Below are 24,835 nucleotides of genomic sequence, written 5' to 3' on the forward strand. Positions count from 1 at the left end.
AATAATCGCCTCTTAATTGGAGGCTTTTATTTATAAATGTTATTTACAGTTCTAAGAATACAACGTTTAATCACAACTAATATTATTTTACAGTAGCATAGATCAGTGCCCAAACAATCCCGATTCCTCTGTATTGGTGGCTTCCTCAACGGAACCCAAGTCAAAGACCAAGGCGAAAGCTTTGTCTGTGTCGAAAATGGCAAACAGATGACTTACCACAAAAAAGAAATCTTTAACCAAGATGCTTGGGATCAAGATTACTATGTCTGTGAAACCACCAGTGATAAAGAGGCGCATAACTGGGTATTCGATATCAAATAATCTCTCAAAATTCCTGCTTTTCAGTCATAAACAGCAAATGCTCAGCACATCACATACGCTGAGCATTTTTATTTATTTCATTTATTAGGCTTCAGAAATGTGTAGTAGAAGAAGGGGCTAAATAACTTATTTACATTTTTCTAGCTGAAAAAATCAAATAATTATGTAAAAAGATAAATAAAATTGAGCACTTAAGATTAAATTATGAATTATGAGCTAGATGCTTTTTTGACAATTGTCGTGGCGGTTTTGGTTTTATTTATCGGTTATTTCTTCGTACACAAAATTTCCATCCTGAAAAAATACAACATTCCTGAACCTGTAGCAGGCGGTTTGGTCGCTGCGATTATCACATTTATATTATTTAAAAACTTTAATATCACCGTAAATTTTGATGCCAAAATCCAGCAAATATTCATGCTGATGTTCTTTACATCGGTAGGCTTGAGCGCAAGTCTTGGAAAACTCAAAGAAGGCGGAAAGGCGCTGGTGCTGTTTTTAGGTTGTGTGATTGTATTTGTCATGCTGCAAAACATCGTTGGTATCAGTTTAGCCAAAATTTTAGGATTAGATCCGCTCATCGGTTTAATTACAGGTTCAGTCACATTAACTGGCGGTCACGGTACAGCAGGTGCATGGGGCACAGTCTTTGAACAAGATCATGGTATACAAGGCGCAGTCGTACTCGGTATGGCAAGTGCAACATTCGGCTTAGTCATTGGTGGCATGATGGGCGGGCCAGTGGCGAAATTCCTCATCCGCCGTTTTCAGTTGGCAGAAGAACTTGTACCGACAACAGGACGTAATGAAGCACCGCCTGCATCTGAAACGGCGCCTTTCGAATATCCTGAAAAAACTCGTTTAATTACCGCAGATGATGCCGTCAAAACGATGGGGATGTTTGCCATCTGTATCAGCTTTGCTTATTTCATGACAGAGTTTGCTCGTGGACAGTGGTTTGAATTACCTACCTTCGTTTGGGCTTTAGCGTGTGGTGTATTTTTAAGAAACACCCTTGAACTTGGCTTTAAAATTGAAATGTTTGATCGCTGTATCGATGTATTTGGTAACGCATCCTTGGCATTATTTTTATCCATGGCGCTGATGTCATTGCAGCTCTGGTTATTGGCAGATCTTGCAGGCCCGCTGGTGATTATTTTACTGGTACAAACCCTCGTTTTAGCACTGTATCTGTACTTTGTAACTTTTAAGATCATGGGAAAAAGCTATGACGCAGCCGTACTTTGTGCAGGGCAATGTGGTATAAATTTGGGTGCAACACCGACAGCGATTGCCAATATTCAGGCAGTGACCAATACCTATGGGCCATCACATAAAGCCTTTTTGATTATTCCTTTGACAGGGGCATTCTTTGTAGATATTGTCAATGCTGTGGTCATTCAGGCAACGATAGGCTTCTTTGGTTAATACTATATATACAGCTTTAAAAAATGCTAAAGCATCTAGATAGAGTGCTTTAGCATTTCATTTTTCACCATCTTATTGATCAAGAATAATAAACAATGAAAGTTTTAAAATATCATTTGCCTTACATCAAATTGTTCATGCTATTTGTATTAACAGCATTTCCATTTTCTATAACCTTTTCAGCCGAAATTGATGTCCGAAAGACCATCGTTCAAGCAAAAAATAACGATAAACAGGCGCTTTATGATTTGGCTGTACTGAAACATATGGGGCTAGAAGGTGTGGAGATTAATCTGCCTGAAGCCATAGCGCTGTATAAGCGTGCTTCTGCCTTAGGGCACCGCTCTGCAAATCAAAATTTGGGATTGATGTATTACAAAGGTGTAGGAGTAAAAGTAGATTATGTAGAAGCCGCAAAATGGTTTGAGATCGGTGCTGAAAGAAACTTAGATGATTCAAAGCGTATGCTTTTGATTATGAATAAATATGAACTCATTCCAAGGAATGAGAAAAAATTGGAAAGTCTTTTAATTGAATTTGCAAATAAAGGCAAGCAAGAAGATATCGAACAATTGGCCGACTATTATTACTATACGAAGCAAAATATGCAGCTTGCTGAAAAGCCAACGATGTTGTTGGCTGAACAAGGCTTGGCTCAATATCAGTCCCGTTTGGGTATGATTTATTATCAAGGTATTGACGCAAAGCCTGATTATAAAAAGGCTTATCCGTGGTTTTTAAAGGCTGCGGAAGCAAATGATTTGAACGGAAAAATTAGCGTAGCAAGTTTTTATTTAGGTGGGCTAGGCGTACAGCGAGATTTTGAAAAAGCTGTTGCATGGTTTAATTCGGCTTATGAGCAGGACCCTGTGAAAACATGTGAAATTCACAGTCTCGTTCTGTCAGAATTGAACAATGAAACACAACAATGTGAGTTGAGTAGAAAACATTAAAAAGCCCCCATGGTTAGGGGCTAGTCGTATCACTCGCGTGATACTCATATAAGGCTCATCTCATACTGTGTATATTAAAGCATAAAATTGAAAAAATGCTGAGTAAATTGACAGTTAAAACTTTGTTGTTTTAGGAAAAAGCGATCGCTATACTTTGCCATGAACATTTGTTCAATTCACTATAACCATAAAGAACTATATTGATGAAAGAATATAAAGTTGTTATCTATCAAGAAGGTATGCTGGGATCTTTGCTGCTTGGCTCTTCAAAAGTTGATCCTGTTAAATTCACTAATTTTTTAAATCAAAATGCACAGCAAGGTTGGGCGGTGATTACGATGGAAAAGGATATCCGTCGTATGCTGCTTTTTTGGAAGCGCGAAGCTTATGTAGTTGTTTTGGAGAGAGAAAAATGAAATACGGTGTCTTTAGTGCACTTATTATTTCAGTTTTATGGGGTTTATTAGCCATCGCTCAATTATGGTTTGAGTTGCTCAGTATCGAAGTATTTACCAAACTAACCGTCACAGTAGTGATCTTAGAAGCCATCATTATTATTGCAACATTGGTCATACGTGAGTATTTGACAGATAAAAAATTGAAAAAAGATGGCTATATAGATTAGAACACATAAATAGGGCAATTGAGTGCTGAACTCAATTGCCCTTAAATTTTAAAGTCATCTTATAGATTAAATCTATATTGGCTCATTACTCAATCATCATAAGGTCAGCACTGCTGGCAGATTTTAATTGTCGTAGCGCAAAAATAGAGCGTGTATGGCGTATACCTTTCATAGAATATAAGTTTTTACGCAAAAAACGCTCATAGTGTTCAGCATTTTTAACCGCAACTTTCACTAAATAATCGTAATCGCCAGTGACTAAATGTGCCTCTACCACTTCTGGCATATTGGCTAAAGTTTCACTAAATTGATCTAAAATTTCATCATCGTGACGTTCTAATGTGATTTCAATAAAGAATAATTCATTGATCCCAATCGATTTTGGATTGATGTTGGCTGTATAACCATCGATAATTTTTAAATTTTCTAGACGTTTTAAGCGTGTCCAACATGGCGAAGAGGAGAGACCAACACGTTCAGAAAGCTGGGCTATGGTGAGTCGTCCATCTTCTCTTAATGCGGATAATATTAAGCGATCAATTCTGTCGAGGTTGTGTCGTGCTTCACTCATGCCAAAATAGAATATAATTGAGAAAAAATAGTTATATCATTTTTTGCAATGGTCGGCTGAAGAAAATAAGCACACTTGGACGTTCAGTGCAGATTTTAAAGATAGAAAAATAAAATATGTAAGGTGTTAGGTAGTGTGATTGAATCTAAAAGTAGAAAATCTTGTGCAGACCATAAAAAGACCACTCAGCCGGATTACTGACTGAGTGGCAAAAACTTAAGCGTGTAACTGTTGTTCAATGATCGGCCATAGGTTTTGATGTGACGATTTAAACATCAACATATGTCCGATGGCTTTATGACCTGTTTCTTTCGGTTTTAACTCAATCATTTGAGTCGAAGCATTCGGGTATAAGCGCAGCAAGTCTTTGACATTGGCTTCCGTGGCAATTTCGTCATCGGAGCTCCATACGGCGGTGATCGGGCAGCTCACTTTTTGATGAAAATCATGCTGAACAGTTTTGCCTAAGGCATTGATGACATAACCAGGTTTGCTACAAAATTCAGCCCATTCACGAGCTACATCTTTTGGCAAATTTTCCCCCATGCCAATCGCATTGGTCGGCCCATAGCCAATGGTATAGCGTGCAATCGGGAAGATCACATTAAACATCACTGGGGCTAAAAGCTTGGTACGACCTTTAAGATCTTTGACATGCCCCGTAGAGCCAGAAACAGCTACCACTTTGGCAACTTTGTCATAATTTGGCACGATACCTAATAATTGTCCGCCTGCGCTATGACCGAGTAATATGACTTTAGGCGCTTGCGTTTTACTGATCAAAGCGTCGATTGCCGCAGGGATATCAAGCTGCCCCCATTGCACAATACTTGCTGTCGATTGTTTTAAAGGGCTGTGTAGCGACTCACCAATACCACGAAAATCAAAAACTAAAACGTCATAGCCTTGTTGGCTCAACCATGTTGCATAACTATTATAAAATTGCTTGGTAATGCCTGTGGCTGGACAAATCAACACAGGTAAAACCTGTTTGAGCTCTGTCTGGTGCGGATAAAAGCGCGCACTCAGTGAATAACCGTCTTGGCAATGAATCGTGAGTTTTTCAGATGATGACATGATTCAAACTTCATGGGTGTGTTCCGATGACTCTAATTTACACAAGTTCCAAAAAGAAACCTGAAAAGAGTATGACTCTAAAGTCATGTCATAACAGGTTTGAAGCAAGTACTATTGCAGTAGAAATACAGATAAAAATAATGAGTGTAATTGAATAATGGATGTAAATTAAAATGGACATGCTTCAACTTTCGGGTGCAGTAAAAATTGCGATAGTTTTTAGTGGGATTTATTTATGGGTAGGTATGCTCACAGGTGTGTGGAAATATGCACAAATAAGGCAGTCAGAACTGGCACGTGCGCATTATTATGTAGATATCGCACATCGGAGCAGTTTGTTATACGCCCCAGCGACACTCATTTTGGCGGTATTGGCCTATTTTTCAGCACTTCCACATACACTCAATTTACTGTTTGTAATCATCAATCTGTTCTTTTTTAGCTTTTCGATTTTAAGTTATGTACTGCATGGCTATTTAGCCGATACCACCAATCAATTTAAAGTGCCACACGTCTTAGGCAAATGGCATTTGCCTAAATGGATGATGAGTATGGCAATGCTTGGATTGGTGATTGGTGAGTTAATTGCAACACTCGGATTGCTCTTTGGAGTCATCGTTAAATTTTGGTTTTAAGCAAAGTAGTATCAATCATAAATAGTACCAATTAGATTGGAGGCTAATCAGGAGATAAAAGCTTTTAAAGTGCAGGCGATTGTTCGGTAGAAGAATTTATATAAACAAAATTTTAAGTTCTGCAGAATTGAAAATTTATGAGAAAAGGCTGATGATTTTCTGGTTATTTTAGGGATTATTTTTATTGTTATTTAAAATGGATTGAATGATCGAGAAGGTAGGGGTGGCATCTTTTCTTTTTTCAAGATGGATGATGCCTCATCCATCTTCTAACTTAAAATTCTGTTGATTTTTGCTTTCGATATTTGTGGTCAATGACTGCCCATAAATAAAAGGCTACAGAGACAATAAGCGCATAAGCAAAATATTCAGGTCTTAAATTTCCTTGTATTAAGCCTTGAATAAGTAGTGTCAGCATGAGAGCAATAGTGGTGCTTGTATAGGTCACCATGTTCTTATTTGCCTTCAGAGCGTTAATGAAGAATTGCTTTTTGAAATGTACTGATAACATCTCCACCCCTCCTTGTTGTTGTTTAGCCAAAACCCATGATTTTGGTCAGGTTTGAACTACTGTTGTACTTCGAAACTAGAAGTATTTCAATAGTAAATGTCATTATTTTGTCATAAAACTATGTTAGATCATCGTATAAGAATAATCATTTTATTCATATACTAAATATTATGAATCTAAAGGTGTTGACTGGTGAGTAAAATGGTCGATGCATAATATCTATGTATGAATAAGCAATATATATACCAACACGGGTATATCGGCTTTATGACACGAAACCGCCTAGCTTACAGTCTGAATCGAGCTTAATCATGGAGTTTGTGTACGGTGTATTTTGCAGAAAGTATTTGTATTTTAACTATTATTATATTTTGTAGCCAAAGGGCTGGCTTTTTTTCTCATCATGAAAATAAAACTTTATTTAAAAGTTCAATGACTTAGGATTATTGCGCTGTAGTAGGACAAATAAATGTCAGTTTGGGTAAAACTCGACAATTATTGGTCACAGGTAAAATCGTCATTCGGGTAAAACTCCGATTTTAGACAGGTCAAAAAAGGTTATTTTTTAACTTTGTCAATTACAGCAGCAATAATCAGCACAATCACAGAAGGGATCAGCCATGCTAAATTTTGTTGAGCAAGAGGTAGATTGGCAATAAAGCTTGGAAGTGCATCTTCGAAACCAGCCACTTTTAAACCATCAAAAATACCGAAAATAAACGCACATGCGGTAACAGGCGCAATAACTCTTGATGGTGAAATAAACCATTTAGAGCAGAAGCTCAGTAGGATAACTACAATCGCAGGTGGATAAATCGCACTTAAAACAGGCACTGAAACTGCAATGAGTTTGGTTAAACCTAAGTTTGAAATCAGTAGTGAGAAACCAACTAAAATGAACACAAAAACTTTGTATGGAATTTTAGTCAATTCTGAGAAATATTCAGCACATGCGCAGGTTAAGCCTATCGCGGTAACCATACATGCAACAAAAATCATTGCAGATAGGAAATAAGCGCCCATATCACCAAAAGCATGTTGTACATATGCATGCAGGATCACTGCACCATTTGTTGCATTTGGAGCAATATCATGGCTGCCCATACCGAGTTTGAATAAGCTGATATATACCAGTGTAAGTCCAATACCAGAAATAATACTGGCAATGACAGCATATTTGGTGACGAGCTTACTATCCGTTACGCCGCGTGAAGTAATGGCTTTGACGATCACAATACCAAAAACTAAAGCGCCTAATGTATCCATGGTTAAATAACCATTTACTACACCTTCAGAAACTGGTGCAGTTACGTAGTTATCAATTGCAGGTGGAATCACACCGGCAGGGATAAAGAACGCAGAGATACCCAGTATAACGAGGCCTAAAATCTTGAGTGGTGAAAGGAAATAACCTACGGTATCTAAAATTTTATTTGGGTAAAGTGAAACAATGGTCACTAATGCAAAATAAATCACGCTATAAATCAGCAGACTGTTTGCGCTGTTACCAAAATAAGAAGAGAAACCAATTTCATAAGAAACGGTAGCTGTACGAGGTGTTGCAAATAAAGGTCCAACAGCTAAGTAACACGCGACAGTAAGGATAATGCTGGCTACTTTACCCAAAGGTGAACTTAAGACTTGAATAGAACCTTCAACACGCGACAAAGCAATAATCGTGATGACAGGTAGACCAACTGCGGTGATTAAGAAACCAAATGCAGCTAACCAAACATGTTCACCCGCTTGCTGTGCGACAATTGGTGGGAAAATAATGTTACCTGCACCAATAAACAGTGCAAAGGTCATAAAACCTAAGGCAACAATATCCCGTGTACGAAGACTTGTCATAAAGGGGAGATGAACTGTGAAAAAAGGCAATTTTAGTGCAATTAAGCTCGTTTTTGGAGCAAAATTTATAAATCGTATAGATAGTTTTTATAATACGAATCATGAATATATTGACAGATAAAATAATGTTTTATTTATATTTATGATAAATAAAAGAAATTTATTGTATATAAATTTTTTATAGAAATATGTTTAGCGATTAAGATTTATCAGATATAAATCAATTGTTCTAATTTTCAGCACTAAATAGGATGCTATAAGCCGAATAAATGCAGAAATATTGGCTGAATAAAACAAAAAAAATCTAAAAGGTCTATAATTCGGTGTATTCAAATTTGAGGATATTCAGATGAAAGCTTCCAAAATCACGATTAAAACCGAGCAAGATATTGAAAAATTACGCATTTCAGGTCGTTTAGCTGCTCAGGTTTTAGAGATGATCGGGGAGTATGTCAAGCCGGGCGTGACGACTGAATATTTGGACGATATCTGCAATGATTTTATCATCAACACACTTAAAGTGATTCCTGCCAATGTTGGCTACTATGGCTATACCAAAACCACCTGTATTTCACCGAATGAAGTGGTTTGTCATGGTATTCCTTCGAAAGAAACCGTATTGAAAGATGGCGACATTATCAATATTGATGTTGCCATCATTAAAGATGGTTATTTTGGTGATACCAGTCGTATGTACTATGTGGGTGAGGTTTCGCCTGCGGCTAAAAAGTTAGTCGAAACTACCTACGAGGCCATGGTTGCTGGGATTCATGCAGTTAAACCGGGAGCAACATTGGGAGATGTAGGTTATGCCATTCAACAAGTTGCTCATCGTGAAGGCTACAGCATTGTACGTGAATACTGTGGTCATGGGATTGGTAAGGTTTATCATGAGCAACCGAGCGTTTTACACTATGGTCAACCGGGTCAAGGTGTAATTCTAAAAAAAGGCATGGTCTTTACCATTGAGCCGATGATTAACAGCGGTAAAGCGCGAACTAAAGAGTTAAAAGATGGCTGGACAGTAATTACTGCAGACCGTTCTTTATCGGCACAGTGGGAACATATGGTTGTTGTGACCGATAGTGGTTTTGAGTTGCTATCTCCATGGCCAGAAGGTACAGGTGCATATCCTGCAATCTAAGCTAAATCGCGAATTTAATCCTGAATCTGCTGTATCTAAAGGATTGAAGTTAAATTAAATTGTACAAGTGTATATTTTTTGACTTTAGTCTAATAAGTTGTAGTGTGTATGAGCGTTATAGGTTTTAAGACTAAGAGGTTTTCTCTATAGCTTAATTTATAAGGTTTTGCTTATAACTCTGAAAATCAGTTAGAGCTATTAACGATTTAATAAAGATGTATTTTATTTATATAATATGATTACAGATTCTGCTGTAGTTTCTGATTTTACTTGGTTTTTAAGTTTTCGCTTACCCATCACATGGGTAAGCTTTTTTTTGCCTAAAATTTAGCGTGTTCATGTTGGCTGAGTTTTTCAACTAAATAATCAATGAAAACACGTACAGCCGGTAATAAGCCACGACGAGATGGATATACAGCATGGAAAATACCATGTGCAGCTTTCCATTCAGGTAATACATGAACCAAAGCACCTGATTTCACATGATCGGACACAATACTGTCGGGTAATAACACCACGCCACAATCTTGGCAGGCTAGTGCAGCTAACATCGATAGGTCAGAGCCCATTACCGTTGGGTTAACTTTGATTTTTTTCTGATGATGCTGTGCATCGGTCACAATAATATGTTGATCGAGATGCTCATCCGCCATACTTAAAATTTGATGTTGTGATAAATCTTCGGGCTGTTTGAGTTCACCAAATTTATTCAGATAGGCCTGACTGGCAAATAAGTGCTGCTCAATCGTTTCAAATTTACGAATAACTAAATTAGGGTCATCGTCTAGATTTGAACGTACACGCAGCGCAAGATCGAAGCCTTCATTAATGATATCTACGCGGCGATTGGTCACCATCATTTGCACTTTAATTTCTGGGTATTGCTTTAAAAATTCAGGCAAAATTTTAGTCATTTCATTTTGCGCGATGGAAACAGGTAAGCTGACTTTAATTAAGCCGCGCGGCTGTGTACTGAGATGATCAACCAAATCGTGTGCGGCTTGAGCGGCATTCATCATGACTTGTGCATGACGATAGATGTTCATACCAATATCTGTCACAGCAAAATGTCGTGAGCTACGTTGAATCAGGCGGACACCTAAACGTTCTTCTAAGTTATAGACCCGACGACTCAGTTTTGATTTTGGAATATCTGTTGCACGTTCTGCTGCACTAAAACCACCATGTTCGACCACTTGGGCAAAACAATAAAAATCATCTAGATCACTCAGCACTGTTCTTATTCCATATTTGCAACGATTTTGCTAATTAACTTGAATTGTTTCATGAAGTCAATCACGTTTTGTAGTTTTTCATGTGAGAAGTTTGAGCAAAATTGCCAAGACTAAAGTCGGGTTAACCTTGTAATCGTTTCACATTAGCATGACCAAACAATAAATGTGGTGTATACATCTTTTAAATAACCGAATTTGAAGGATGTGATTTGAGTGTCGTCCTGATATATTCAAATAAAAGACCATTATGAAAGAAATTCGACATTAAAGGACAATGTCATGGAATTAAGACATTTACGTTACTTTGTCGCCGTTGTAGAAGAACAGAGTTTTACGAAGGCTGCTGAAAAGCTATTTATTGCTCAACCTCCTTTAAGTCGTCAAATTCAAAATTTAGAAGAAGAGTTGGGTGCGCAGCTTTTTGAGCGTGGCAGCCGTCCTTTAAGAACCACCACCATTGGCCGTTTCTTTTATCAGCAAGCTGTGAAATTACTTTCCAATGCAGAAGAAATTAAGCTCATTACGCAGCGGGCCAGTGCCACTGAACGCACGATTAATATCGGTTATGGCGGTTCGTTACTCTGTGGTTTATTACCTCGAATTGTTTATTTGTTCCGTCAGCAATATCCACACTTAAATGTAAATTTAATTGAACTGAGTGCAGTCGATCAGATTCAGGCATTAAAAGAAGGTCGGGTTGATGCATGTTTTAGCCGAGTTCGTGTGTCGGATCAGGCGGTTAAACGTGTGCTATTGCGTGAAGAGCCTCTGATTGTTGCGGTGCATTCAAGCCATCCTTTATCTTCACAACAACAGATTGCATTGAATAATCTCAAAGATGAGCAGATTTTTATCTATCCAGCAACGGATGGTCAAAGTTATGCAACGCTGATCAAGTCGTTGTTTTTAGAATATGGTATGGAGCCGAAACGCTTTAATACTCAAGCAGATTTGCAACAATCACTAGGCATGGTTGCCGCAGGCGAAGGCATTTGTATTGTTCCTGAATCTGTACAAATTATGCAGTTTAGGCATGTGAATTATGTGAAATTATCGGATAGTGCTGCCATTAGCCAAATTTATTTGATTGTGCGGAATGATGATGAAGGGGAATTGGCGCGTCCTTTATTTGACTGCGTTTACCAAGTATATGATTTGGAAGCAATTGAATACGATCGTCGGGTTTTCTAGTGCTTATTTTAAAAAGTAATAATAACATTAAATTTGAAATTCAATTTTGAAGCAAACGTTTAAGTAACACCTTTCTGCATAAAACATAGGCTCAATCTTGAAAAGTAATGAGCCTATTTTTTTATTCAGTCTTATTAGATCGCTTGTTTTAAAAACTTGGTGATTTCACGGCTAAATTTGACCGGTTCACTGATTAATGGAGTGTGTCCCGATTTTTTAAAAATAATCTGCTCAGCATTGACTAGGCTGTCAGCAATAATTTTTTGACCTTGGGCAGGATAGAGGATCGATTTTGCCCCTGTGAAAAAAGTTGTTGGCGCGGTGAGTGCTGCAATGGCTTCACGATAATCTTCAGTATGGTTCAAATAATTTTGAATATACCAATATAAATACGCCACACTTTGTGAGGGTAACATCAGCTTCTGTAAAGTTGGTTGTTGGTATGCAATACGGAAAGCGGATAATGCATAAGGATTGCTATTTTGTAAGTCTATGAACCTTAACCAAGCGTCGACCAGACCTTGACGGTCATGTTTATTCATCTGCTGTGCAAATGGCACAGAGAGGTTGATTGCAAGTACCTTCGAGATGTCTTCTAAAATACTTAAAAACTCAGTGTGACGTTTGCCATATAAACCATATTGCCAATCTGCATCTACTCGTATTTTAGGGGTTTGATCGATGTGTAAATAACGTTTAATTTTTTCAGCAAACTGACCGTATTTTAAACCGTGCATGGTGGTCGTTGCCCCCATGGAGTAGGCAATCACCGTGATTTTATCGTAACCGAGCTGGGAAACTAAGCTGTCAATATCTCGCCAATGGCTTGAAATGATGTCCATATTTGGAATTTGACAAAGTTTAGAGCCGCCAAATCCACGCCAGTCTGGAATGATAAATTTAAAATGCTTTCGGTGTTGATATAGAAAAGGATGCCATTGCCAACTTTGCATGCCCAGCCCCGATAAAACCAGAATGGGTTCTCCTTGACCATATTCACGAACATACAGTTGTTGCTGATCGGGCATTGTATAGTGTGGCATGCGGCTTCCTATTTATTTTTTTGTTTTAGCGATTAAATTTATGCAACTGTGGAATGATGGTTTCGAGCCATTTGATCCAACCGATTTCCAAATCTATCCCAAGCTGTAAAATCATTTTATGAATGTACAAAGTACGGTCTTCATCATGCGCATGTGCAAAGTCTTTTGCAAAAATAGACTGGTACACTTTTAGTTTTTCTTTGTGAATGTCTAGATGGCGCTCTAATTCGGGTAATACGCCATTTGTACCCAGCTGAGCTTCTGCACGTAAACGAACCATCAACTCTTCACGTAATTGAGCCGGAGGGCTTTGCTCAACCATCCAATTTGCCAGCTCTATGCTTCCAAGTTGTTCAACTTGGTAGGTTTTTTTACGAGTCGTACTGTGCTCATCTTCAATGGTGCTGATCCAGCCTTTTTGCTGCATACCACTGAGTTCACGGTAGATTTGCTGATGTGTTGCATTCCAAAAAAAGCCCATAGAGCGGTCAAAACGGCGCGCAAGGTCAATCCCTGTACTCGGTTTCTCAAGTAAGCTCGTGAGTAAAACATGGGCTAAAGACATATATGGCTCAGTCAAAATAGTTTTGTACTTTTTATTATGCAACATGTTGCATAAAAATCAAATCTCGCATATAAATTAGTGCAACAAGTTGCAAAAATCTTGTATGCGTAGATGGAAAGAGAAAGCTCGTATACAAGCGAAGATAAAAATAGCCAGCTTTTCAGCACGCTAAGGAGAAAAAATGTCAAATTATCCAAATTTATTGGCACCACTAGATTTAGGTTTTACAACGCTAAAGAACCGTGTATTGATGGGTTCTATGCATATCGGTCTGGAAGAAGCACCGGGTGGCTATGAACGCATGGCAGCTTTTTATGCAGAGCGTGCGAAAGGCGGTGTAGGTTTGATTGTAACCGGTGGTATTTCTCCCAATGATGATGGTGTGACATTTGCTGGTGGTTCAAAATTAGACTCTTTAGAAGAAGCAGAAAAGCATAAAGTGATTACGCAGGCGGTACATGATGCTGGCGGTAAAATTGCGATGCAGATTTTGCATACAGGTCGTTATTCGTATCAGGCCAATAATGTTGCACCTTCTTCAATTCAAGCACCAATTAACCCAGTAAAACCACAAGCTTTAAGCACAGCAGACGTCGAACGCACGATCAATGACTTTGCTCGATGTGCTCAGTTAGCACAGACAGCGGGTTATGACGGTGTAGAAGTCATGGGGTCAGAAGGTTATTTAATTAATGAGTTTATTGCTGCACGTACCAACCACCGTGATGACGAATGGGGCGGCAGTTATGAAAACCGTATTCGTTTTCCAATTGAGATCGTGCGTCGTACGCGTGAATTAGTTGGTGAAAATTTTATTATTATTTATCGTCTTTCTATGTTGGATTTGGTTGAGGGTGGGTCGACTTTTGAAGAAGTTGTGCAACTTGCAAAAGCCATTGAAAAAGCCGGTGCAACTATTATCAATACCGGTATTGGCTGGCACGAAGCACGTATTCCGACCATTGCAACCAAAGTGCCACGTGCTGCATTTACATGGGTAACCAAGAAATTAAAAGGTCTTGTGAATGTTCCTTTAATCACCTCAAACCGTATCAATACTCCTGAAATGGCTGAGCACGTACTTGCTTCGGGTGATGCAGATATGGTGTCCATGGCACGTCCAATGCTGGCTGACCCACGTTTTGTGGAAAAAGCAGAACAAGGTCGTAGTGATGAAATTAATACCTGTATCGGTTGTAACCAAGCCTGCCTAGATCATATTTTCTCAATGAAAATTGCAACATGTTTGGTTAACCCTCAAGCTTGCTATGAAACTGAGCTGATATTTAAAGAATCTGCACAAGTGAAAAATATCGCTGTGATTGGTGCGGGACCTGCGGGTTTAAGCTTTGCAACTTATGCAGCAGAACGTGGTCACAACGTAACGGTTTTTGAAGCTTCAAGCCAAATTGGTGGGCAGTTTAATATTGCGAAAACGATTCCTGGTAAAGAAGAGTTTTATGAAACGCTGCGCTATTTCAAACGCAAAATAGAACTATTGCCTCAGATTAAATTGGTACTGAACCATACGGCAACCTATGAAGAATTAGCTCAGTCTGATTTTGATGACATCGTGGTGGCGACGGGTGTAACACCGCGTCAGTTAGATATAGATGGTATTGATCATCCAAAAGTATTGAGTTATTTACAGGTTTTACGTGAACGTCAACCTGTGGGCAAACGTGTAGCGATCATTGGTGCAGGCGGTATTGGTTTCGATACGGCTGAATATTTAACGCATGAAGGTGAGAGCGGTAGCCTCAATCCTGAGAAATTTTATGATGAATGGGGAATTGATACCACTTATGCGCAAGTCGGTGGCTTGAAACATCCAGACGTCGAAGAATCGCCGCGTGAAGTGTATTTATTGCAACGTAAGGCTAAATCGGTTGGTGCTGGCTTAGGTAAAACCACGGGTTGGATTCACCGTACAGGTTTGAAACACCGCGATGTGAAAATGATTGCGGGTGCAAGCTACGACAAAATTGATGATCAAGGTTTGCATATTACCGTTGATGGTCAATCACGTATTTTAGATGTTGATCATGTGGTGATTTGTGCAGGTCAGGAATCCTATACCGCGATGTATGAACAGCTACAAGCAGATGGGAAAAATGTGCATTTGATTGGTGGTGCGAAAGAAGCAGGTGAGTTAGATGCTAAACGTGCCATTCGTCAAGGTGCAGATTTGGCTGCGGTGATTTAATCAGCCTCATACTAAACCACGACAACTTCATTCAATTTAATATGCAGTTGTCGTGCTTCCTCTCCATTTGGGAGAGGAGTTTGAGGAAAGGGAAATGATTCATCAAAAAAAAGACATAAACATGACTATTGAAACAACAAAAAAATCTGTTGCACGTTGGCACGAAATGCTTAACACACGGGATATGAATATTTTAAATGAACTCTTGGCAGAGGATGTGGTGTTTCGTTCACCTGTCGCGTTTAACCCATATCCAGGTAAGCCTGTAGTAACTTTTATTTTGACCAATGTGATTCAAATTTTTGAAAATTTTACTTACCACCGTGAGTTTTATAGTGAGGATGGCCTCAATGTTGTACTTGAGTTTTCTGCCAATGTTGGCGAGAAAAAGTTAAAAGGGATCGACATGATTCAGTTTAATGAACAAGGTCAGATGATTGATTTTGAAGTCATGCTTCGTCCAAAAAGTGGCTTGGAAGCATTGGCGGCGAAAATGGGTGAGCGCATTATGCAATATCAGCCTTAACTCTGCTGATTTTTAAATGCTCATCACAGAATGATAAAAAGCATGATGAATATTGTCATGCTTTTTGCTTATGAGGCTTAAGCAAACAAATATTGCTAGCGAGATACGGTTTTGTAGATACATTTTTTTAATGGGCATTGTTAGTCAAAGTGAAAAGATTGAAATGATTTGCTGTGGTGCGAAGCGAGGTGAAGGTAAGGTCAATGAATAATGTGATGCATAAAGGGCGTCAGGCTCTTTTAAACTTTGTAGATCATGCAATTGGTGCAGAATTATCACAGCTTTATTATCATCCTGAAGGGCAAATGAAAGATGTGCTGCCGAAGTTAAAGCAACTACATGAAAAATATCGTCCTACGCCTTGGCTGTCGAATACTCATGCACATTTACTGTATTTTGATGTCATTAAAAAGCGCCAAGTGAAGCTTAAATACGACGCTATAGAGCAACTGACCATGGCTGATGGAGGGATTACAGCCATTGCATGGTTGGGCTTAGATTTACCTGCGGATGTGCCAACTGTGGTGCTCATGCATACGATTACGGGAACGCCTGAAAGTATGCGAGAAGTGGTTCGGGATCTTCATCTATATACAGGTTGGCGCATTGCACTGTGTTTAAGACGCGGTCATGCCAATTTGCCTATGCCAGTTGCCAAAATAAATTTATTTGGTTCAACCGATGACTTACGTGAACAGATTGCCTTTATTCAGCAGAAATTTCCCGCATCGAGTTTGTATGGCGTCGGTTCATCTGCAGGAACGGGGCTATTGGTCCGCTATTTAGGCGAGCAAGGTGAGGAAACACCACTTAAAGCGGCTTTTGCTTTATGTCCGGGCTATGACACCGAGCTTGGCTTTAAAAATGTCCATCCTTTTTACAGTAAAATGATGACCAAGAAGCTCTTTCAGAAATTTGTAGAACCCTATTCTGCAACATGGTCAACAACACCATCTTTAATAGAAGTACTAAAAAGTAAAAATTTGGCGCAGTTTGAGCGTGCTTATTTCCAAATGGCTGGTTTTGCCGATTATGAAAGTTATGCAAAATCTACCAATCCAATTTATGTATTTGAAAATCTTAAAATTCCATTGATGATTTTAAATGCCGAAGATGACCCTGTTTGCCACATTCAAAACTTTGAACCCTATAAAGAATTAATCCGTTCTTTGCCGAATGTTGTGGTGGTAACCACCAAAAAAGGCAGTCACTGTGGTTATTATGAAGGTTTAGTGGAAACCCATTCATGGGCAACCAAATTGATGGCAGATTTTTTAAAGTTATATGCGAACTAAAAAATAGCCTACTTTGGATAGGCTATTTTAAGTGTGTGTTACTCGGCTTGTGCGCAACATGCAGTTGTTTGAGGTTTAAGCTTCATCTGTATCAATACTAAAATCAACGCTATAGCACTCAATGTCGCTCCTGTATAAGATACTGCAGCATAGCTTAGGTTGAGATTTAGCACTGCGGCACCTGCAACAGCGCCCAAAGCATTTCCAAGATTAAATGCACCAATATTCACTGAAGAAGCGAGGCCTGGTGCATCGTGAGCGACTGTCATAACACGCATTTGTAAAGGTGGTACAACGGCAAAGGCTGCTGCTCCCCAGATGATTAATGCAATCGCCGCGCCAATGGTGGTTGTTGCTAAAATTGGAAATAACAGCATCATCAGCATGAGTAAGACTAAAAAGCCAATCAAGGTTTTATCTAGAGACTGATCTGCAAACTTACCACCGAAATGGTTACCAATTGAAAATCCGATCCCGATTAAGACCAACATGAAAGTGATAAGCTCAGGGCTTGCATGGGTAAAGACTTTTAAGCTCGGTGCGATATAGGTATAGAGCGCGAACATAGCTCCAGCACTCATTACCGTGGTGAGCAGTGCTAAAACAACAGGCATGCGTGTTAATACTTTTAACTCTGCTCGTACATCAGGTTTTTCGGTCTGTTGCTGATGAGGTAGTGCTTTCCATAATGCCAACATGGTGATGATGCCCAGTAAGGTAATAGCGGCAAAAGACATACGCCAACCGATATTTTGCCCCACCCACGTTGCGAGTGGCACGCCGCCAATATTGGCAATGGTCAAGCCCATAAACATCATAGCAACGGCACTGGCTTGTTTATCTTTCGGCACAACACTCGCTGCAACGACAGAACCTAAGCCAAAAAATGCCCCATGATTTAAGCTAGTCACCAAACGTGCCGCCATTAAACCGAGATAATTGGGTGCAATCGTTGCCAAAATATTACCGATGGTAAAGATTGCCATTAGTAAAATAAGGGCAGTACGTTTAGGAAAACGTGCTAACCATAAGGTCATTAATGGGGCACCAATCATGACGCCAACGGCATAGGCACTAATCAGTAAGCCCGCTTGAGGAATGGAAACCGATAAATCTGCTGCGATTTCAGGCAAAAAACCCATCGGTGAAAATTCTGTTGTGCCAATTGCAAAAGCACCTACGGCTAATGCAATTAATGGAAAATTGAATTTCATATTAAATATCCCACACTGGAGCAAGTTCAGGTGGGTTCACTTCACGTGCATTTCTGTCTAGTGTGGCAATGGCCTGCATCTGTTCTGATGTTAAATGAATGTCTTGAGCTTTTAAGTTACTGGTTAAATGTTCACGTTGGGTTGACGATGGAATTACGGCATAACCCTTTTGCAGCGCCCAAGCGAGTGTCACTTGTGCAACTGAAGCTTGGTGTTGTGCTGCAATATCAGAAAGTATTGGGTCATTTAGCACTTTGCCATAAGCCAAGGTCATATAAGAGGTGACATCAATATTTTGCTGTTTTAAGTAAGTCGCAAGTCGTTCATTTTGAAGATAAGGACTCAGTTCAATTTGATTGGTTGCAATCTGCTCAGCACCTATACTGTCAATAGCTTGTTGAGTAAGCTCAATATTAAAATTAGATACACCAATATATTCAGTCAAACCTTGTTTTTTTGCCTCAAGTAAATGTCCCATTAATTCTGGAATATTGACTCCAAGTGCAGGTGCAGGCCAATGAATAAGTGTGAGGTTAACTGCATCTGTCCTTAATTTAATTAAGCTGTCTTTTAGACTGGGTATCAGTTTGTCGGCAGCATAATTTTCAGTCCAAATTTTCGTGGTTAAGAAAATATCAGCTCGATTGACCTGACTTTCATCGATTGCTTGGCCTACTTCTGCTTCATTACCGTAGATTTGTGCGGTGTCTACAGCACGATATCCAACTTCTAAGGCAGTTTTAACAGAATGAATGACAGTGTCACCTGTCAAACGGAAGGTGCCGACACCAAATTGAGGAACAATCATCAGGAATTCTCTTTTTTTGAGTTGATGCTATTGTGCTGCTAATTTTATTGAAGAAAAATGCATGAGTTTGGAATATATTATTGATTAAAAATCACGAATTCGAATATGCAATGAAATCGACCATTGAGGAGCTGCAGGCTTTTACTGTTATTGTAGATAGTGGCTCTATTATCAAAGCAGCAGAAAGATTAGATCAAACAGCATCTGGTGTCAGCCGCGCATTACAGCGTCTGGAATCTAAATTAAATGTAACCTTGTTGGAACGAACTACCCGCAAAATTAAGCTCACGCAAGAGGGGCAATTGTTTTTAGCAAAAACACGGCGGATATTGAATGATTTGAGCGAAGCGGAAGATTCTCTGCTGAAATTAGATGCCGACACTTCTGGTCTTGTACGAGTCGATTCTGCAATTTCTTTTATACTGCATGTCATTGTGCCTTTAATTCCTGAATTTAATGCACGTTATCCGCATATACAGATTGAATTGGTGAATCATGATCAAGTGATTGACTTATTAGAGCATAAAGCGGATGTCGCGATTCGCTTTGGAAAATTAAACGACTCAAGTTTACATGCAAAATTTATATATAAGAGTCGATTGTGTTTGGTGGCGAGTCCTGACTATCTTCAGCAGCATGGGCATCCGAAAAATGCGGAAGAGCTTTCAGCACATGCTTTGCTTGGTTTTAGTCAAATTACACACATGAATACGTGGCCGATCCAAGTCGGTGGAAAACCACTAACGATTCGACCAAACATTAAGGCATCAAACGGTGAAACGATACGCGAGCTTGCAATTCATGGCATGGGTATCGCCTGTCTTTCGATTTTTATGTTAGAAAAAGATATTGCGGAAGGGCGCTTGGTACAACTTTTAGATGATCAAATCGAACCGCATGAACAGCTGATTCATGCCGTATATTATCAACAAGAGCATTTACCCAAACGTGTTCGTTTATTTATTGAGTATTTAGCTGAAAAACTACAAGAGCGATTGTGAGCAAAATTAAGTCATTTGCTACAGATATATATTTATGTACAAGCAATAAAAAGCCCAGTCAAAACTGGGCTTTTTATTGAATTGTTTAGAGAATAAACAATTAGTTGTCTAAAGCTGGAGTTGCAGCGGCAATTGCAGCAGCGACAGCATCATCTTCAGATTGTGCAGAACCTGAGTTTTGTTTAGGTTGAGCAACTTGTGCAGGTTTTTCTGCCGCTTTAGGTGCTTCTGCTTTTGGAGCAGGAGCTTCTGCAGGTGTGGTAGGTTCACGACGAATTTCAGTTGTTGTATTCGGTGTTTCTTCACGAATCACTTCAACTTGCTGCTGAGTTGGTTCTTCAACAAATGGTTGTTCTTCAACTGGTTCTAATTGTGTAGGTACAGATGCTGTTGGTTCAGATGCTACAACTTCAACCTGTTCCTGTTCTTCTTCTTTTGGTGCTTCTTTTTTTACACATGCTGTAAGAAGTAGACCTGTTGCGATTGCACCGCAGATTAAAAGTTTCTTATTCATAATTACACAAAACAAAAAAGTGTGGATTGGATAAATGCATTATAACAGCAAATAAGAATATAGAAATGATAAGAACTTACTCTAAATTTTTATGATAATTGCTGTTACAATAGCCAATTGTTAATTGTTCTATGAATTGATGCGGAATGACTTTGCTTTCTTGGTACAGAGTAAAGTAAAATCGCACAACATTGTAGGCCAATTTAGGCTCCATTGTACGAGAAACTTAATGACCCATTTTATTTTCGTTACTGGTGGTGTTGTATCATCACTAGGTAAAGGTATTTCAGCTGCATCAGTGGCTGCGCTTTTAGAAGCCCGTGGTTTAAAAGTAACCATGGTAAAAATGGATCCATACATTAATGTCGATCCAGGGACTATGAGTCCATTCCAACACGGTGAAGTTTTTGTCACAGAGGATGGTGCTGAAACTGACTTAGACTTGGGTTATTACGAACGTTTCTTGCGTCGTGCGAAAATGACCAAACTGAACAACTTTACTTCAGGACGAGTGTACCAAGATGTCTTGAATAAAGAACGTCGTGGTGACTACCTCGGTGGTACAGTTCAAGTTATTCCACATATTACTGACAATATTAAAGAACGTGTTCTTCGCGCAGGTGAAGGCTATGACGTTGCGATCGTTGAGATCGGCGGTACAGTAGGTGACATTGAATCTCTCCCATTCATGGAATCTGTACGTCAACTTATGGTCGAACTAGGTCATAAGCGCACAATGTTAATGCACTTAACTTTACTCCCATATATTAAGTCAGCTGCTGAATTAAAAACTAAACCAACTCAACACTCTGTAAAAGAGCTTTTGTCGATTGGTATTCAACCAGACATCCTGATCTGCCGTACAGAGCATGATGTTGATGCTGACACTACACGTAAAATCGCGTTATTTACGAATGTTGAAGCTCGTGCAGTTGTGGTGTGTAAAGATGCGCGTTCAATTTACCAAATTCCACGTACTTTCTATGAACAAAACGTTGATGATTTAATCTGTGAACGTTTTGGTTATAACGATCTTCCAGAAGCTGATCTTACAGACTGGGATAACGTTGTAGATGCATTACTGAACCCTGAATACACAGTTCGTGTAGCGATGGTTGGTAAATACGTTGAACTTCCAGATGCATACAAATCTGTAAACGAAGCACTTTTACATGCGGGTATTCAAAACCGTGTGAAAGTTCAAATCGACTACGTCAATGCTGAAGAGCTTGAAACCCAAGATGTTAACGACGTATTAAAAGACGCAGATGCAATCTTAGTTCCGGGTGGTTTCGGTGAACGTGGTACAGAAGGCAAAATGAAAGCGATTCGTTTTGCACGTGAAAACGGTGTGCCATTCCTTGGTATCTGTTTAGGTATGCAGTTGGCTGTGATCGAATATGCGCGCAACGTTGCGGGTATTAGCGATGCAACTTCAACTGAATTTAACCGTTCTACTAAATCACCATTGATTGGTCTAATCACTGAATGGTTAGATGAGCGTGGCGAAGTCCAACAACGTAATGCAGATTCTGACTTAGGCGGTACAATGCGTCTGGGTGCTCAAAAATCTGAATTGGTTGCGGGAACAAAAACTGCACAAGTTTACGGTTCTGAAGAGATCATTGAACGTCATCGTCACCGTTATGAAATGAACAACCGTTATATCCCAGTGCTTGAAGAAAAAGGCATGAAGATTTCAGGTTATTCTCCAGTACAGCGTCTTGTTGAAACTGTTGAAGTTCCTGAACATCCTTGGTTTATTGCTGTACAATTCCATCCGGAATTTACAAGTTCACCACGTGATGGACACCCATTATTCGCAGGCTTTATTGATGCTGCTAAAAAGCAGTACCAAAAAGCGAAATAATGTGTTTTTGACTAAACCAGGAAGAGTTTAAATGTCACAATTAAAACCAAAGGAAATTGTACGTTTAGGCGATATACAAATGGCAAATCATTTGCCATTTGTACTATTCGGCGGCATGAACGTACTTGAGTCAAAAGACCTTGCTTTTGAAATTGCTGAAACCTATGTGGATATCTGCAAACGCTTGGATATTCCTTATGTGTTTAAAGCAAGTTTTGATAAAGCCAATCGTTCAAGCTTGAACTCTTTCCGTGGCCCAGGCCTGGAAAAAGGAATCGAGTGGTTAGCTGACATTAAAAAACACTTTAATGTGCCGATTATTACTGACGTACATGAACCATATCAAGCTGCGCCTGTTGCTGAAGTTGCGGATATTATCCAGCTTCCTGCATTTTTAAGCCGTCAGACAGACCTTGTTGAAGCGATGGCGAAAACTGATGCCATCATCAACATTAAAAAAGCACAGTTCCTCGCACCACACGAAATGCGTCATATTTTGCATAAGTGTTTGGAAGCAGGAAATGACAAACTGATTCTTTGTGAACGTGGTTCAGCATTTGGTTACAACAATTTAGTTGTAGACATGTTGGGCTTTGACATCATGAAAGAAATGAATGTCCCTGTGTTCTTTGATGTGACACATGCGCTTCAAACGCCGGGTGGTCGTGCGGATTCTGCAGGTGGTCGTCGTGCACAAATCACGACATTGGCACGTGCAGGTATGGCGACTGGTTTAGCAGGTTTGTTCTTAGAAGCTCATCCAGATCCAGAAAATGCCAAATGTGATGGTCCATGTGCGCTACGCATGTCACAGTTGGAGCCTTTCTTGGCACAGTTAAAAGAACTCGATACCTTGGTCAAAGGTTTCGCAAAGTTAGATACACACTAATTCGATACACATTGATGCGTCACTTTTGACGCATCATTTTTATTAATCAACTGAGGAATTGTTCATGAGCCAAATCGTTGACATTCGTGCACGTGAAATTTTGGACTCTCGTGGTAACCCTACCATCGAAGCAGACGTAATCTTAGCCTCTGGCGTTGTAGGCCGTGCATGTGCACCATCTGGTGCTTCAACTGGTTCTCGTGAAGCTTTAGAACTTCGTGACGGCGACAAAGCTCGTTACTTAGGTAAAGGCGTTAAAACTGCGGTTAACAACGTTAACACAGTAATTCGTGATGCATTGTTGGGTAAATCAGTATTCGAACAAAAAGACATTGATAACACAATGATCGCGCTTGACGGTACTGAAAACAAAGAAAAATTAGGTGCTAACGCAACTTTAGCGGTATCGCTAGCTGCTGCACGCGCTGCTGCTGATGAAAAGAAAATTCCACTTTTCCAATACATCGCAGACCTTCGTAATAACAGCATTTTGACTATGCCTGTTCCAATGATGAACATCCTAAATGGTGGTTCACATGCAGACAACAACGTAGACATTCAAGAATTTATGATTGAGCCAGTTGGCTTTACTTCATTCTCTGAAGCTTTACGCGCTGGTGCTGAAATTTTCCACTCTTTAAAATCAGTTTTAAAGAAACAAGGTTTAAATACTGCAGTTGGTGATGAAGGTGGTTTTGCACCGAACCTTCGTTCTAACGAAGAAGCAATTACAGTAATTCTTGAAGCAATTGAAAAAACTGGCTACAAAGCGGGTTCTGACATTATGCTTGCGCTTGACTGTGCATCTTCAGAATTCTACAAAGATGGTCAATACATCCTTGCAGGTGAAGGCAATAAAGCATTCACAAGCAACCAATTTGCTGACTACCTTGCTGGTTTTGCAAAACAATACCCAATCATCTCAATTGAAGATGGTTTAGACGAGTCTGATTGGGAAGGTTGGTCTTACCTTACTTCAATCCTTGGCGACAAAATCCAATTGGTTGGTGATGACCTATTCGTTACGAATCCTAAGATTCTTCAACGTGGTATCAACGAAAAAGTGGGTAACTCTATTCTGATCAAGTACAACCAAATCGGTACATTGACTGAAACTCTAGATGCAATCTACCTTGCGAAAGCAAATGGTTACACTACAGTAATTTCACACCGTTCTGGTGAAACTGAAGATTCAACTATTGCGGATCTTGCAGTGGGTACAGCAGCGGGTCAAATCAAAACTGGTTCACTTTGCCGTTCTGACCGTGTAGCGAAATATAACCAATTACTTCGTATTGAAGAATTGACTAATGCTGCATATCGCGGTAAAGCTGAGTTCAAAGGTTTGAACTAAGCAGATCA

General features: G+C 39.5%; 25 protein-coding genes. 15 read left to right on the forward strand and 10 right to left on the reverse strand.

Features of this window, described 5'->3' with window-relative positions; translation table 11 throughout:
- Positions 1–105 precede the first annotated feature (105 nt).
- From MST16_RS06830 to MST16_RS06850, 5 genes are all read left to right on the forward strand, one after another.
- Complete coding sequence (locus MST16_RS06830) at positions 106–321, forward strand: hypothetical protein (protein WP_078193934.1); 216 nt, start codon at positions 106–108, stop codon at positions 319–321.
- Between the two features lie 204 nt (positions 322–525).
- Positions 526–1,749, forward strand: coding sequence for a sodium/glutamate symporter (gltS, locus tag MST16_RS06835; protein WP_180011287.1), 1,224 nt, complete (start codon positions 526–528; stop codon positions 1,747–1,749).
- Positions 1,750–1,844: 95 nt separating this feature from the next.
- Positions 1,845–2,702 (forward strand): tetratricopeptide repeat protein, encoded by an 858-nt coding sequence (locus tag MST16_RS06840; RefSeq protein ID WP_180011284.1) that lies wholly within the window; start codon positions 1,845–1,847, stop codon positions 2,700–2,702.
- Positions 2,703–2,905: 203 nt separating this feature from the next.
- Complete coding sequence (locus MST16_RS06845; RefSeq protein ID WP_078193931.1) at positions 2,906–3,118, forward strand: DUF4177 domain-containing protein; 213 nt, start codon at positions 2,906–2,908, stop codon at positions 3,116–3,118.
- On the forward strand, positions 3,115–3,327 hold the full coding sequence (locus tag MST16_RS06850) for a hypothetical protein (protein WP_180011282.1): 213 nt from the start codon (positions 3,115–3,117) through the stop codon (positions 3,325–3,327). Before MST16_RS06845 ends, MST16_RS06850 begins: the two co-directional genes overlap by 4 nt.
- A gap of 85 nt (positions 3,328–3,412) precedes the next feature.
- Here MST16_RS06850 and MST16_RS06855 read toward each other — a convergent pair whose 3' ends face one another.
- Together MST16_RS06855 and MST16_RS06860 are read right to left on the reverse strand one after the other, a co-directional pair.
- Positions 3,413–3,898, reverse strand: a complete 486-nt coding sequence (locus MST16_RS06855) for an Lrp/AsnC family transcriptional regulator (protein ID WP_078188537.1) — start codon at positions 3,896–3,898, stop codon at positions 3,413–3,415.
- Positions 3,899–4,114: 216 nt separating this feature from the next.
- On the reverse strand, positions 4,115–4,975 hold the full coding sequence (locus MST16_RS06860) for an alpha/beta fold hydrolase (RefSeq protein ID WP_180011281.1): 861 nt from the start codon (positions 4,973–4,975) through the stop codon (positions 4,115–4,117).
- A gap of 173 nt (positions 4,976–5,148) precedes the next feature.
- On the opposite strand from MST16_RS06860, the gene MST16_RS06865 reads away from it, so the two are divergent.
- Positions 5,149–5,610 (forward strand): hypothetical protein, encoded by a 462-nt coding sequence (locus tag MST16_RS06865; protein WP_180004966.1) that lies wholly within the window; start codon positions 5,149–5,151, stop codon positions 5,608–5,610.
- Between the two features lie 274 nt (positions 5,611–5,884).
- Here MST16_RS06865 and MST16_RS06870 read toward each other — a convergent pair whose 3' ends face one another.
- Both MST16_RS06870 and brnQ read right to left on the reverse strand, forming a co-directional pair.
- Positions 5,885–6,121 (reverse strand): hypothetical protein, encoded by a 237-nt coding sequence (locus tag MST16_RS06870; RefSeq protein WP_078188534.1) that lies wholly within the window; start codon positions 6,119–6,121, stop codon positions 5,885–5,887.
- A gap of 558 nt (positions 6,122–6,679) precedes the next feature.
- Positions 6,680–7,972, reverse strand: a complete 1,293-nt coding sequence (brnQ, locus tag MST16_RS06875) for a branched-chain amino acid transport system II carrier protein (protein WP_180011279.1) — start codon at positions 7,970–7,972, stop codon at positions 6,680–6,682.
- A 349-nt stretch (positions 7,973–8,321) separates the two neighbouring features.
- Here brnQ and map point away from each other — a divergent pair, with 349 nt between their 5' ends.
- Positions 8,322–9,116 (forward strand): type I methionyl aminopeptidase, encoded by a 795-nt coding sequence (gene map / locus MST16_RS06880; RefSeq protein WP_180011277.1) that lies wholly within the window; start codon positions 8,322–8,324, stop codon positions 9,114–9,116.
- A 320-nt stretch (positions 9,117–9,436) separates the two neighbouring features.
- On the opposite strand, the gene MST16_RS06885 is transcribed toward map, so the two are convergent.
- Positions 9,437–10,351 (reverse strand): LysR substrate-binding domain-containing protein, encoded by a 915-nt coding sequence (locus tag MST16_RS06885; protein ID WP_180011275.1) that lies wholly within the window; start codon positions 10,349–10,351, stop codon positions 9,437–9,439.
- 279 nt (positions 10,352–10,630) lie between these two features.
- On the opposite strand from MST16_RS06885, the gene MST16_RS06890 reads away from it, so the two are divergent.
- On the forward strand, positions 10,631–11,542 hold the full coding sequence (locus MST16_RS06890) for a LysR family transcriptional regulator (RefSeq protein WP_078188530.1): 912 nt from the start codon (positions 10,631–10,633) through the stop codon (positions 11,540–11,542).
- A gap of 134 nt (positions 11,543–11,676) precedes the next feature.
- Here the strand turns inward: MST16_RS06890 and MST16_RS06895 are convergent, their stop codons facing one another.
- Together MST16_RS06895 and MST16_RS06900 are read right to left on the reverse strand one after the other, a co-directional pair.
- Entirely contained in the window at positions 11,677–12,585 is a 909-nt protein-coding gene (locus MST16_RS06895; RefSeq protein ID WP_180011274.1) for an alpha/beta fold hydrolase, read from the reverse strand.
- A 25-nt stretch (positions 12,586–12,610) separates the two neighbouring features.
- Positions 12,611–13,150 carry a PadR family transcriptional regulator gene (locus MST16_RS06900; RefSeq protein WP_180011272.1) on the reverse strand — a complete coding sequence of 180 codons (540 nt, stop codon included), beginning with the start codon at positions 13,148–13,150 and terminating at the stop codon, positions 12,611–12,613.
- 181 nt (positions 13,151–13,331) lie between these two features.
- Between MST16_RS06900 and MST16_RS06905 the strand changes: the two genes are divergently transcribed.
- The 3 genes from MST16_RS06905 to MST16_RS06915 all read left to right on the forward strand — a co-directional run bounded on the left by MST16_RS06905 (position 13,332) and on the right by MST16_RS06915 (position 17,177).
- The gene (locus tag MST16_RS06905) at positions 13,332–15,356 is read left to right on the forward strand and encodes an NADPH-dependent 2,4-dienoyl-CoA reductase (RefSeq protein ID WP_180011270.1); all 2,025 of its coding nucleotides are present in this window, start codon (positions 13,332–13,334) and stop codon (positions 15,354–15,356) included.
- Between the two features lie 121 nt (positions 15,357–15,477).
- Positions 15,478–15,882, forward strand: coding sequence for a nuclear transport factor 2 family protein (locus tag MST16_RS06910; RefSeq protein WP_078193923.1), 405 nt, complete (start codon positions 15,478–15,480; stop codon positions 15,880–15,882).
- Between the two features lie 203 nt (positions 15,883–16,085).
- Positions 16,086–17,177: a YheT family hydrolase gene (locus tag MST16_RS06915; RefSeq protein ID WP_180011268.1), complete on the forward strand. Its 1,092-nt coding sequence runs from the start codon at positions 16,086–16,088 to the stop codon at positions 17,175–17,177.
- A 38-nt stretch (positions 17,178–17,215) separates the two neighbouring features.
- Here MST16_RS06915 and MST16_RS06920 read toward each other — a convergent pair whose 3' ends face one another.
- Both MST16_RS06920 and dkgB read right to left on the reverse strand, forming a co-directional pair.
- Positions 17,216–18,391, reverse strand: a complete 1,176-nt coding sequence (locus MST16_RS06920) for an MFS transporter (protein WP_180011266.1) — start codon at positions 18,389–18,391, stop codon at positions 17,216–17,218.
- A gap of 1 nt (position 18,392) precedes the next feature.
- Entirely contained in the window at positions 18,393–19,199 is an 807-nt protein-coding gene (dkgB, locus tag MST16_RS06925) for a 2,5-didehydrogluconate reductase DkgB (protein WP_218945807.1), read from the reverse strand.
- A gap of 110 nt (positions 19,200–19,309) precedes the next feature.
- On the opposite strand from dkgB, the gene MST16_RS06930 reads away from it, so the two are divergent.
- Positions 19,310–20,200: a LysR family transcriptional regulator gene (locus MST16_RS06930; protein WP_180011298.1), complete on the forward strand. Its 891-nt coding sequence runs from the start codon at positions 19,310–19,312 to the stop codon at positions 20,198–20,200.
- Positions 20,201–20,300: 100 nt separating this feature from the next.
- Here MST16_RS06930 and MST16_RS06935 read toward each other — a convergent pair whose 3' ends face one another.
- Complete coding sequence (locus tag MST16_RS06935) at positions 20,301–20,714, reverse strand: internalin (RefSeq protein ID WP_180011264.1); 414 nt, start codon at positions 20,712–20,714, stop codon at positions 20,301–20,303.
- Between the two features lie 229 nt (positions 20,715–20,943).
- On the opposite strand from MST16_RS06935, the gene MST16_RS06940 reads away from it, so the two are divergent.
- From MST16_RS06940 to eno, 3 genes are all read left to right on the forward strand, one after another.
- Entirely contained in the window at positions 20,944–22,584 is a 1,641-nt protein-coding gene (locus MST16_RS06940; protein ID WP_180011262.1) for a CTP synthase, read from the forward strand.
- A gap of 31 nt (positions 22,585–22,615) precedes the next feature.
- On the forward strand, positions 22,616–23,473 hold the full coding sequence (kdsA, locus tag MST16_RS06945) for a 3-deoxy-8-phosphooctulonate synthase (protein ID WP_168378626.1): 858 nt from the start codon (positions 22,616–22,618) through the stop codon (positions 23,471–23,473).
- Between the two features lie 64 nt (positions 23,474–23,537).
- Positions 23,538–24,827, forward strand: coding sequence for a phosphopyruvate hydratase (eno, locus tag MST16_RS06950; RefSeq protein ID WP_078188521.1), 1,290 nt, complete (start codon positions 23,538–23,540; stop codon positions 24,825–24,827).
- The last annotated feature ends 8 nt before the right edge of the window (positions 24,828–24,835 follow it).

The sequence above is a fragment of the Acinetobacter sp. YH16040_T genome (assembly GCF_024605785.1).
Taxonomy (GTDB): Bacteria; Pseudomonadota; Gammaproteobacteria; order Pseudomonadales; family Moraxellaceae; genus Acinetobacter; species Acinetobacter amyesii.